The 9,130-nt window shown below is 66.7% G+C and carries 15 protein-coding genes; 9 read left to right on the forward strand and 6 right to left on the reverse strand.

Annotated elements, in window-relative coordinates:
• Positions 1-19 precede the first annotated feature (19 nt).
• A complete protein-coding gene (locus MF609_RS00560) occupies positions 20-1,231 on the forward strand; it encodes an SDR family oxidoreductase (protein WP_242414392.1) in 1,212 nt (403 codons plus the stop codon).
• Positions 1,232-1,278: 47 nt separating this feature from the next.
• Here MF609_RS00560 and gmk read toward each other — a convergent pair whose 3' ends face one another.
• The 6 genes from gmk to MF609_RS00590 form a co-directional block, all read right to left on the reverse strand.
• The gene (gmk, locus tag MF609_RS00565; RefSeq protein ID WP_242414393.1) at positions 1,279-1,941 is read right to left on the reverse strand and encodes a guanylate kinase; all 663 of its coding nucleotides are present in this window, start codon (positions 1,939-1,941) and stop codon (positions 1,279-1,281) included.
• 160 nt (positions 1,942-2,101) lie between these two features.
• A complete protein-coding gene (locus tag MF609_RS00570; RefSeq protein ID WP_242414394.1) occupies positions 2,102-2,308 on the reverse strand; it encodes a hypothetical protein in 207 nt (68 codons plus the stop codon).
• Positions 2,305-2,625 (reverse strand): hypothetical protein, encoded by a 321-nt coding sequence (locus MF609_RS00575; protein WP_336943600.1) that lies wholly within the window; start codon positions 2,623-2,625, stop codon positions 2,305-2,307. The genes MF609_RS00570 and MF609_RS00575 overlap by 4 nt, the downstream gene beginning before the upstream one ends.
• 143 nt (positions 2,626-2,768) lie before the next feature.
• Positions 2,769-4,154, reverse strand: a complete 1,386-nt coding sequence (gene fumC / locus MF609_RS00580; RefSeq protein WP_242414395.1) for a class II fumarate hydratase — start codon at positions 4,152-4,154, stop codon at positions 2,769-2,771.
• Positions 4,155-4,176: 22 nt separating this feature from the next.
• Positions 4,177-4,593 (reverse strand): GNAT family N-acetyltransferase, encoded by a 417-nt coding sequence (locus MF609_RS00585; protein ID WP_242414396.1) that lies wholly within the window; start codon positions 4,591-4,593, stop codon positions 4,177-4,179.
• Positions 4,590-5,072: an SspB family protein gene (locus tag MF609_RS00590; RefSeq protein WP_242414397.1), complete on the reverse strand. Its 483-nt coding sequence runs from the start codon at positions 5,070-5,072 to the stop codon at positions 4,590-4,592. The genes MF609_RS00585 and MF609_RS00590 overlap by 4 nt, the downstream gene beginning before the upstream one ends.
• Before the next feature lie 82 nt (positions 5,073-5,154).
• Here MF609_RS00590 and hisB point away from each other — a divergent pair, with 82 nt between their 5' ends.
• Genes hisB through MF609_RS00630 form a run of 8 tightly spaced genes read left to right on the forward strand, consistent with a single transcriptional unit; the run spans position 5,155 to position 9,036 of the window.
• The gene (gene hisB, locus MF609_RS00595; protein WP_242414398.1) at positions 5,155-5,742 is read left to right on the forward strand and encodes an imidazoleglycerol-phosphate dehydratase HisB; all 588 of its coding nucleotides are present in this window, start codon (positions 5,155-5,157) and stop codon (positions 5,740-5,742) included.
• A 1-nt stretch (position 5,743) separates the two neighbouring features.
• Positions 5,744-6,049: a YciI family protein gene (locus MF609_RS00600; RefSeq protein WP_242414399.1), complete on the forward strand. Its 306-nt coding sequence runs from the start codon at positions 5,744-5,746 to the stop codon at positions 6,047-6,049.
• Positions 6,046-6,645, forward strand: coding sequence for an imidazole glycerol phosphate synthase subunit HisH (hisH, locus tag MF609_RS00605; RefSeq protein WP_242414400.1), 600 nt, complete (start codon positions 6,046-6,048; stop codon positions 6,643-6,645). The genes MF609_RS00600 and hisH overlap by 4 nt, the downstream gene beginning before the upstream one ends.
• Positions 6,633-7,361, forward strand: coding sequence for a 1-(5-phosphoribosyl)-5-[(5-phosphoribosylamino)methylideneamino]imidazole-4-carboxamide isomerase (hisA, locus tag MF609_RS00610; RefSeq protein ID WP_242414401.1), 729 nt, complete (start codon positions 6,633-6,635; stop codon positions 7,359-7,361). Before hisH ends, hisA begins: the two co-directional genes overlap by 13 nt.
• Positions 7,358-8,119 carry an imidazole glycerol phosphate synthase subunit HisF gene (hisF, locus tag MF609_RS00615; RefSeq protein ID WP_242414402.1) on the forward strand — a complete coding sequence of 254 codons (762 nt, stop codon included), beginning with the start codon at positions 7,358-7,360 and terminating at the stop codon, positions 8,117-8,119. The genes hisA and hisF overlap by 4 nt, the downstream gene beginning before the upstream one ends.
• A 59-nt stretch (positions 8,120-8,178) precedes the next feature.
• A complete protein-coding gene (locus tag MF609_RS00620; protein ID WP_242414403.1) occupies positions 8,179-8,334 on the forward strand; it encodes a hypothetical protein in 156 nt (51 codons plus the stop codon).
• A gap of 1 nt (position 8,335) precedes the next feature.
• Positions 8,336-8,653: a phosphoribosyl-ATP diphosphatase gene (locus tag MF609_RS00625; protein ID WP_242414404.1), complete on the forward strand. Its 318-nt coding sequence runs from the start codon at positions 8,336-8,338 to the stop codon at positions 8,651-8,653.
• Positions 8,654-8,658: 5 nt separating this feature from the next.
• Positions 8,659-9,036, forward strand: a complete 378-nt coding sequence (locus MF609_RS00630; RefSeq protein ID WP_242414405.1) for a histidine triad nucleotide-binding protein — start codon at positions 8,659-8,661, stop codon at positions 9,034-9,036.
• Positions 9,037-9,130: the final 94 nt, after the last annotated feature.

Genomic DNA, 9,130 nt, shown 5'->3' on the forward strand with positions numbered 1-9,130 from the left:
TTGCCCTGGGAGTATCGTCATGGCCGTCACGCTCAAGCCGCTATCCGAACAGACTATCGTCATCACCGGTGCCTCGTCCGGCATCGGTCTCGCCACCGCACGGCGCGCCGCGCGCGAAGGTGCGCGCGTCCTGCTGGTCGCCCGCAACGAGGACGCGTTGCGCGAAGCGGTCGAGGGCATCCGGCTGCGTGGCGGCAAGGCCGATCACCTAGCGATCGACGTTACCGCCGCCGACGCGCCGGAACGGATCGGGGCCAAGGCGCGCGAAGTGTTCGGCGGGTTCGACACCTGGGTCAACGATGCCGCCGTCGCGCTATATGCCCGGCTGGACGAGACCGGCATCGACGAACAGCGCCGCGTGTTCGACGTCGGCTATTTCGCGATGGTCGCCGCGTCGCTCTATGCCGCGCGCGAACTGACCGCGCGGGGCGGCGGCGCGATCGTCAATATTGGATCGATCCTGTCCGACCGTTCGGTCCCGGTGCAGGGTGCGTACAGCGCGATGAAGCACGCCGTGCAGGGCTTTACCGAGGCGTTCCGCATGGAGCTTGAGGCCGATGGCAAGCCGGTATCGGTGACGTTGGTCAAGCCCGCCGCGATCGACACCCCCTATCCCGAACATGCCCGCAACCGCATGGACCAGCCCGCCCGCGTGCCCCCGGTCGTCTACGACCCCGACCTGGTGGCGAAGGCGATCTGCTTCGCCGCCGCGCATCAGAAGCGCGACCTGACCGTCGGCGGGACCGGCATGGCGATGACCAAGATGAGCAACCTGCTGCCGCGCAGCGCCGACCGTTTCATGGAGAAATTCTTCAAGGAAGAGGCGCAGACCACCGACACGCCGGCAGCGCCTGGTGCCAAGGACAATCTGTTCCAGCCGCGCGCCGATGGGCGCGCGCGGTCGAACCAGGACCATTATGTCCGCAAGCAGAGCCTTGCGCTCGAGGCGCAGATGCGGCCGTGGACGACCGCTGCGCTGCTCGGCGGGATCGGGGTAGCGGCGGGCATGTTGCTGTCGCTGCGCGGATCGACGCCACGCCGGACCGACGCACCGAAGCTGCTGCCCCCGCCCCGCGCGCATCAGCCCGACGGCACCGACGCCAGCGCGTCCTATGCGGCCGGTATTGCCGATGAAGGCACCATCCCGGGTAGCGAACCGGTGTTTTCGGAACGGCCGGCGGGTTCACCGGTCACCCCGAACGCGGCGGAGATCAAGGTCGTGCAGCCCTAAGCTATCCTGCCGTCACCCCGGCCCACGCCCGGGGTGACAGCATTCCCTTACTCGCCCGGTCCGCGCATCAGCTTGCGGATGAAGCCGATCACGCCGGTCTGGCGCGACCGGCGCAGACGTTCGGCGGCAAGGATCGTCTGCACCTTGCGGAAGCACGCCTCGACATCGTCGTTTACGAGCACATAGTCATAGCCGTCCCAGTGGCTGACCTCCGCCGCCGCGCGGGCCATGCGGCCTTCGATCACTTCGGCGCTGTCGGTATTGCGCGACACCAGCCGCTGGCGCAGTTCGGCCATCGACGGCGGCAGGATGAACACGCGAACCACGTCACCGCCTGCGATCTGGAACAGCTGCTGCGCGCCCTGCCAGTCGATGTCGAACAGCACGTCCTTGCCCGCGCTCAGCATCGCCTCGACCGGTGCACGCGGCGTTCCATAGCGATTGTCGAACACATGCGCCCATTCGAGGAACTCATGGTCGGCGACCATCCGCCGGAATTCCTCAAGGTCGACGAAGTGATATTCCTTGCCATCGGTCTCGCCCGGCCGGGGGGCACGGGTCGTCGCCGACACCGACATCGACAGGTCGTCCTCGGCCGCCAGCAGCTTGCGCGCGATGGTCGATTTGCCCGCGCCGGAGGGCGAGGACAGGACGAACAACACGCCGCGGCGCTTGAAGCCGTGGAGGTCGGGGTCGGGCAGATGGCTCATGGACCGGCCTATTCGCGCGTACAGGCGGACGGCGTCAAGGGGCGACGGTACAAAGCCGTCGCCCCTCGATCGGGTTCACAGGGATGTGAAGGTCTGTCCGGCCGGTCGCGGGCGGCCCCGTCCGGCACCGGCCCGCCGCAACCGGCGGACCGGGCACGCGTCAGTAGCCGCGTCGCATCTTGTCCAGCTTGCGCCGGTCATAAGCCTTCATGGCGACATAGCCGCCGCCAAGGATCATGCCGAGCGGACCCATGCGGCGCATCGCGCTACCGGCCAGCCAGCCCATCGCAGCACCCTTTGCGCCACCACGCCCATCGCGGCGATCCATCTCGCGCCCGACGAGCGCGCCGATAATCCGTCCGATCATGCTGCATCCTCCGTTTCGAAGAGTTGTGACTTCAGTTCGGCGGCCCCACGCAAGACGGCCCAGCCAACCGCATAGGTTATCGCCATGGGCACCACGACTTTCAGGACATTGGCGACGACCGCACCCTTGATCGCGCCATCGACCCTCGAGTCATCATCGCCGCTCATCTTGTCGATTGTCGCACCGACCAGTGCCCCTATCGTCGTCGCGCCCATATTTTCCTCACCGAAGTTATACGGATACAGCGCAGGAAGGGCCGGGATGTTCCCTGTCGCCGCACCGCCCGGTCGCACGCATTCGCCCATCGCCGATGTCAAAGTTCACAAAGTTCACACTCGCCACATTTTCGCAGCGTCACGCACCATGGTCGGCAAATGGCTGCGAACCGCTTCACCGCGACACTCCCCAGCCGGCAGCATGGCATTCGGTCGCCCTGTAGGAAAGCGATCCGCAATCCCGGCTATCCGACCATTGTCTCCGGCCGGACCAGCCGGTCGAACGTCGCCTCATCGACCAGTTCCAGCGCCAGTCCCGCCTCCCGCAGGGTCAGCCCTTCGGCATGGGCGTGCTTGGCGATCCTGGCGGCATTGTCGTAGCCGATCTCGGGTGCCAGCGCTGTGACCAGCATCAGCGACCGTTCGACCAGCTCGCCGATCCGCGCGCGGTTCGGTTCGATCCCGTCGACGCAGCGCTCAGCGAAACTCGCCATGCCGATCGCCAGCAGATCGATCGATCGCAGCACCGCCGCGCCGATCAGCGGCTTGAAGACATTGAGTTCCAGATGCCCCTGCATCCCGCCGACCGTCACCGACAGGTGATTGCCCATCACCTGCGCCGCGACCATCGTCAGCATTTCGCACTGGGTCGGATTGACCTTGCCCGGCATGATCGAACTGCCCGGCTCATTGGCCGGCAGATCCAGTTCACCCAGTCCCGACCGTGGCCCCGATCCCAGCAGGCGGATGTCGTTGGCGATCTTCGTCAGCGCGACCGCCAACGTATTGAGCGTGCCCGACAGCTGGACCAACGGATCGTTCGATGCCAGCGCCTCGAACTTGTTGGGCGCGGTGACGAAGGCGTGACCGGTGATCGTCGCGATTTCCGCCGCGACCGCTTCGGCAAATCCCGGCGCGGCGTTCAGGCCGGTGCCGACCGCCGTGCCGCCCTGCGCCAGCCGCAACAAATCCCCTTCCGCCGACCGCAACCGACGATAGGCGTCGCGCAACTGCGCGACATAGCCGGAGAATTCCTGCCCCAGCGTCAGCGGGGTCGCGTCCTGCAAGTGGGTGCGGCCGATCTTGACGATATCGGCCCAGTCCTGCGCCTTCGTCTCCAGCGAACCGGCCAGCCGGTCGAGCGCCGGGATCAGGTCGCGGTTGAGCGCAACGACGGCGGCAACGTGCAGTGCGGTCGGGAAGCTGTCGTTCGACGACTGGCCCTTGTTGACGTGATCGTTGGGATGGACCGGTGACTTGCCGCCGCGCGTGCCGGTCAGCGTCTCGTTGGCGCGGCCGGCGATCACCTCGTTGGCGTTCATGTTCGACTGGGTGCCGCTACCGGTCTGCCAGATGACCAGCGGGAATTGATCGTCGAGCTCGCCGGCGATCACCTCGCCCGCCGCCGCCTGGATAGCGTCGGCAATCTTTGCGTCGAGGCCATGCGCCCGGTTCACTCGCGCTGCCGCCTGCTTCACGATGGCCAGCGCATGGACGATGCCGATCGGCATCCGCTCGGACGGAGGGAACGGGAAATTCTCGATCGATCGTTCGGTCTGCGCGCCCCAATAGGCGGCGGCGGGAACCTCGATGGCGCCGATCGAGTCGGTTTCGGTACGGGTGTCGGTCATGCCGACCAAACCCGTGGGCGCGTCAGTCGATCCGTTTCGACAGGAAGAAGCGGCTATGCCCCGGCGGATAGTCGGGGATCGTCCCGAACTGTACGAAGCCCAGCTTTTCGTAGAAGCCGCGCGCCTGGAAACTGAAGGTGTCGAGCCAGACGCCGACGCAGTTCGCCGCACGCGCCAGCGCCTCGCCCTGCAGCATCAGGTCGCGGCCGCGGCCCTGCCCCTGCATCTCCGGCGGGACCGCCAGATATTGCACGAACAGCCAGCCGAACGCGATCATGCCCCACAATCCACCGACGATCGCGCCATCGTCGTCGCGCAGGACGATGGCGACCTGCCGCCGCTCCGTCGGCCCGACCGCCGCGTCGTTATGCGCGGTCAGCGTGGCGAGGATGGCGAGGCGTTCGGCCTCGCCCGGCGATGCGACGACCTCGATCGTCACTTCTTGCGCTTGAAGTCCACCGCGACGACGTTCGACCCGTCCTCGCTGGTCGCGATCGGCGCGTCGTTTTCGGGCGGATCATGCGGCTCGGGTTCGTCGCCCGGCTCGTCATTCGCCTGAAAGCGCAGCTCGAAATTGACCGCCGGATCGTGAAAGCCGGTGATCGCCGCATAGGGAATGACCAGGGTCGACGGGATGCCGCCGAAGCTCAGGCCCACAGAAAACCGCTCGGCATCGACGGTCAGGTCCCAGAAGCGATGCTGGATGACGATCGTCATCTCGTCCGGAAAACGCTCGATCAGCCGCTTCGGAATGTCGACGCCCGGTGCCTGCGTCTTGAACGTGATGTAGAAATGATGCTCGCCCGGCAGCGCGCCGGTGGCGGATACCTGCCCCAGCACGCGGCCGACTACGGCGCGCAGGGCTTCCTGGACGATCTCGTCATACGGGATCAGGCTGTCGGCGACGGGCTGGCTCATGGCGCCCTTGGGTAGCGGCGTTTGACGGGGCGTCAAGATTCGTTGCGTTGCATGGGAAGCGGCAGACGCTATGGAGGCGACCATGCGCACCGCCACCATCGCCCGCACGACCAGCGAGACGTCGATCGACGTCACGGTCAACCTCGACGGTACCGGCATCTATGACGTGTCGACCGGCGTCGGTTTCTTCGACCATATGCTCGAACAATTGTCGCGGCATTCTCTGATCGACCTGACAGTGCGGACCAAGGGCGACCTACATATCGACGCGCACCACACGGTCGAGGATACCGGCATCGCCATCGGTGAGGCGTTCGCCAAGGCGCTGGGCGACAAGCGCGGCATCCGCCGCTATGGCGACGCGCTGTCGCCGATGGACGAGACGCTGACCCGCGTCGCGCTCGACATTTCGGGGCGGCCATGGCTGGTGTGGAAGGTGACGTTCACCCAGGCACAGCTCGGCACGATGGATACCGAGATGTTCGGCCATTTCTGCCACAGCTTCGCGCAGGCCGCCGGCATCACGCTGCATGTCGAGACGATCTACGGCAGCAACAATCACCATATCGCCGAGAGCATCTTCAAGGGGCTGGCGCGCAGTTTACGCACCGCGACCGAGATCGACCCGCGCAAGGGCGATGCCATCCCGTCGACCAAGGGAGTGTTGTGACATGGTAGCCCGTCCGATGCAGCCGATGTGCCTGGCGATGCTCAGCTATGTGAAGCCGCTGGACGAGGTCGACGTCCACCGTGACGCGCATGTCGCGTGGATCAAGGGCGCGATGGAGGAAGGCACGATGCTGCTGGCCGGTCGCCGCAATCCGCCGACCGGTGGCGTGCTGCTGTTCCGGGGTGAGGAGGACGCTGTGCGCGCCCTTGCGGAAACCGATCCGTTCGTCGTCAACGGTGTCGCAACGGTCGAGGTCGTCGCCTTCACGATGACGCTGGCGATGGACCAGATCGGCGACCTGTTTTGATCGCACTGATCGATTACGGCGCGGGCAATCTCCATTCGGTCGCCAATGCGCTGAAGGCTGCCGGCGCGCGTGATCTGGCGATCACCGCCGACCCGGATGTGGTGGCAAAGGCCGATCGGATCGTCCTGCCGGGCGTCGGCGCCTTTGCCGCGTGCATGAACGGGCTTTCCGCTATCCCCGGCATGGTCGAGGCGATGCGGACGCGGGTGCTGGGTGGCGGCGTACCGTTCCTCGGCGTGTGCGTGGGGATGCAGTTGCTGGCCACCACCGGTGAGGAGTTCGGCAGCCATGCCGGCCTCGGCTGGATCGACGGCACCGTCCGCCGCCTCTCCCCTGCCCCCGGCATCACCGTGCCGCATATGGGCTGGAACGACGTCGTTCCCGCCGCGGCCCACCCGCTGCTGGTGCCGGGCGAGGCCTATTTCCTGCACAGCTATGCGTTCGAGGGTAGCCATGTGCTGGCGACCACCGACCATGGCGGCCCGGTGACCGCGGCGATCGGCCGCGACAATCTATTGGGCGTGCAGTTCCATCCCGAAAAGAGCCAGCGCTACGGCATCGCGCTGCTGGAGAGGTTTCTAGAATGGCGTCCTTGACGGTTTTCCCGGCGATCGACCTGAAGGGCGGACAGGTCGTCCGTCTGGCGGAGGGCGACATGGACCGCGCCACCGTCTATGGCGACGATCCGGCGCATCAGGCGACACTGTTCGCCGATGCCGGCGCGGATCATCTGCACGTCGTCGATCTCGACGGGGCGTTCGCCGGCCAGTCGGTCAATGGCGATGCGGTCGCCGGCATCCTGAAGGCGTTTCCCGGCCGGGTGCAGCTGGGCGGTGGCATCCGCAACCGCGCCAATGTCGACCGCTGGCTCGACCTGGGCGTTGCGCGGGTCGTGATCGGTACCGCCGCGCTGGAGGACCCCGATTTCGTCCGCGAAGCTGCTGCCGCCTGTCCGGGGCAGATCGTGGTAGCGGTCGATGCGTGGGACGGCATGGTCGCGACGCGGGGCTGGGCCGACGTCTCGACCGTTTCGGTCACCGACCTCGCCCGCCGGTTCGAGGATGCCGGGGTCGCCGCCGTCCTGTTCACCGATGTCGGGCGCGACGGGATGCTGAAAGGCTGCAATGTCGAGGCGACCGCCGCGCTCGCCGCGGCCGTATCGATCCCGGTCATCGCCAGCGGTGGCGTGGCGGGAATCGAGGATATCCATGCGTTGAAGGGCAAGGCGGGGATCGAGGGCGTCATTACCGGCCGCGCGCTGTATGACGGTCGCCTCGACCTTGCCGAAGCGATCCGGGTCGCCGCCGCATGACGGTGCGGGCGCGGGTCATCCCCTGCCTCGACGTCCATGCCGGGCGGGTGGTGAAGGGCGTGAACTTCGTCGACCTGCGCGATGCGGGCGATCCGGTCGAACAGGCACGCGCCTATGACGCCGCCGGCGCGGATGAACTGACCTTCCTCGACATCGGTGCCAGCCATGAGGGGCGCGATACGATCATCGACGTGGTGCGCCGTACCGCCGAAGTGTGCTTCATGCCGCTGACCGTCGGCGGCGGAGTGCGTTCGCCCGACGATGCCCGCGCGCTGCTGCTGGCCGGGGCCGACAAGGTCGCGGTGAACTCCGCCGCCGTGGCGCGGCCCGAACTGGTCGCCGACATCGCCGACCGCTTTGGCAGCCAGTGCGTTACCGCCTCGGTCGATGCACGGCAGGTCGATGGCCATTGGGAAGTCTTCACCCATGGCGGGCGACGGGCGACAGGGATCGATGCGGTCGAACACGCGCTGAAGCTGGCGAAGCTGGGCGCAGGCGAGTTGCTGGTCACGTCGATGGACCGCGACGGGACGCGCGACGGCTACGATCTCGACCTGATCCGCACGATTGCCGATGCGGTGTCGGTGCCGGTGGTGGCGTCGGGCGGCGTCGGCACGCTCGATCATTTGGTTGCGGGCGTGACGCAGGGTCATGCGAGCGCGGTGCTGGCGGCGTCGATCTTCCATTTCGGCGAAGCGTCGGTGGCCGACGCACATGCTGCGCTCGCGGCGGCGGGGGTGCCGGTCAGGTCGCACTGAAGCTCCTCCCCGGCACGGGCAGGATTTTCAGGTCGGGCAAAACCCCGTACAGCCGCCCCATGGCCACGACCGCCCTTGCTGCCGCGCACTCCGGCATCGCCCCCCAACGCGAAGGCTTTGCCTTTTCCGACGTCGCGACCTTTGTCGCATTCGTCTTCATGGTGGTGCTGGCGCGGCGGGCGATCCGCAATCGGCACCGTAGCAAGAAAGACTGACATGGACGCCTTCGATCGGCTCGAATCGGTGATCGCCAGCCGGATCGGCGGGGACCCGACCCAATCCTATGTCGCCAAACTCCACGCACGCGGCGTTCCCAAAATCGCGCAGAAGGTCGGCGAGGAAGCGGTCGAATGCGTCATCGCGGCGTGCGGCAACGATCGCGCCGGCCTGATCGGCGAGGCTGCCGACCTGCTGTTCCACCTCACGCTCTTGCTGCAGACGCAAGGCATCGCGCTCGACGATGTCCGCGCCGAACTGACCCGTCGCGAGGGCCAGTCGGGCATCGCCGAAAAGGCATCCCGCCCCAAGGAGTGATTCCCATGCCGATCGACGCAACCCGGCCCTATGACGACGACAACATCTTCGCCCGCATCCTGCGCGGCGAGATTCCGGCCAAGCGGGTGTACGAGGACGATTTCGCCCTCGCCTTTCACGACATCGCCCCGCAGGCGCCGGTCCATGTGCTGGTGATCCCCAAGGGCCGCTATGTGTCGTGGGACGATTTCGCGGCGAAAGCGCCCGATGCCGAGATCGCCGGATTCGTCCGCGCCGTGGGCCATGTCGCCCGCGCGGAAGGGCTGGTCGAACCGGGCTATCGCCTGCTCGCCAATATCGGGGGGCATGGTGGGCAGGAGGTGCCGCATCTCCACGTTCATCTGTTCGGTGGCCGACCGCTGGGACCGATGCTGTCGCGATAGGACAGCTTTATTACACGAAAGGAATTGCGCGGGCCGTATTTGCGGGTAGGTTTACGCCTTTGTAATCCCGCGGCCCCGCAAGAAGGTGCCGCGT

The organism is Sphingomonas panni (assembly GCF_022664435.1).
Classification (GTDB): Bacteria; Pseudomonadota; Alphaproteobacteria; order Sphingomonadales; family Sphingomonadaceae; genus Sphingomonas; species Sphingomonas panni.

Coding starts and splice junctions, on each gene's coding strand:
- MF609_RS00625 (WP_242414404.1), top strand. CDS start 8,336: ATGGACGCCTTCGATCGGCTCGAATCGGTGATCGCCAGCCGGATCGGC.
- fumC (WP_242414395.1), bottom strand. CDS start 4,154: ATGACCGACACCCGTACCGAAACCGACTCGATCGGCGCCATCGAGGTT.
- hisA (WP_242414401.1), top strand. CDS start 6,633: ATGGCGTCCTTGACGGTTTTCCCGGCGATCGACCTGAAGGGCGGACAG.
- MF609_RS00630 (WP_242414405.1), top strand. CDS start 8,659: ATGCCGATCGACGCAACCCGGCCCTATGACGACGACAACATCTTCGCC.
- MF609_RS00600 (WP_242414399.1), top strand. CDS start 5,744: ATGGTAGCCCGTCCGATGCAGCCGATGTGCCTGGCGATGCTCAGCTAT.
- hisB (WP_242414398.1), top strand. CDS start 5,155: ATGCGCACCGCCACCATCGCCCGCACGACCAGCGAGACGTCGATCGAC.
- MF609_RS00620 (WP_242414403.1), top strand. CDS start 8,179: ATGGCCACGACCGCCCTTGCTGCCGCGCACTCCGGCATCGCCCCCCAA.
- MF609_RS00560 (WP_242414392.1), top strand. CDS start 20: ATGGCCGTCACGCTCAAGCCGCTATCCGAACAGACTATCGTCATCACC.
- gmk (WP_242414393.1), bottom strand. CDS start 1,941: ATGAGCCATCTGCCCGACCCCGACCTCCACGGCTTCAAGCGCCGCGGC.
- MF609_RS00590 (WP_242414397.1), bottom strand. CDS start 5,072: ATGAGCCAGCCCGTCGCCGACAGCCTGATCCCGTATGACGAGATCGTC.
- MF609_RS00570 (WP_242414394.1), bottom strand. CDS start 2,308: ATGATCGGACGGATTATCGGCGCGCTCGTCGGGCGCGAGATGGATCGC.
- hisF (WP_242414402.1), top strand. CDS start 7,358: ATGACGGTGCGGGCGCGGGTCATCCCCTGCCTCGACGTCCATGCCGGG.